This window comes from Pseudomonas sp. AGC41, from assembly GCF_057334555.1.
Genome location: NZ_JBHFJB010000080.1, coordinates 1 through 443 on the forward strand (window position 1 = coordinate 1; position 443 = coordinate 443).

The 443-nt window shown below is 60.3% G+C and carries 1 protein-coding gene; it reads left to right on the forward strand.

What is annotated here, in order from left to right; all coding sequences use genetic code 11:
* Window positions 1-443: hypothetical protein (locus tag ACE04F_RS13695; protein WP_486107460.1), on the forward strand; the 443-nt coding region annotated here is incomplete at both ends.

A 443-nucleotide genomic window follows, 5' to 3' on the forward strand; every position in this document is an offset into this window, starting at 1 on the left:
GGGAGCAGGGCCAGCATATCGAAAGCCTCAACTACGACCCGGCCGGTAACCTGTTCGACGGCTACCGGGTCAACGGCCTGATCAAGCACAACCGGGTGCATGTGTATCAGGACAAACGTTATCGCTATGACCGTTTTGGGCGGCTGAGCGAAAAGCGCATCGGCAGCAGCCGAATCCAGCGTTTCGAATACGACGCGGAACACAGACTGATCGGCGTGCATCAACAGAACGGTGCCCTGCGCCAACGGGTGGTGTTTGGCTACGACCCGCTGGGCCGGCGGATCAGCAAGCTGGTGTACGACGACGACGCCAGCGAACCCAGTAATCGCACCCTGTTCCACTGGCAAGGCTTGCGCCTGCTTGAAGAAGTGCAAGACGGCAGGCCCAGCCTGTATGTGTATGCCGATCCGGGCAGCTATGAACCGCTGGCACGCCTTGATGGC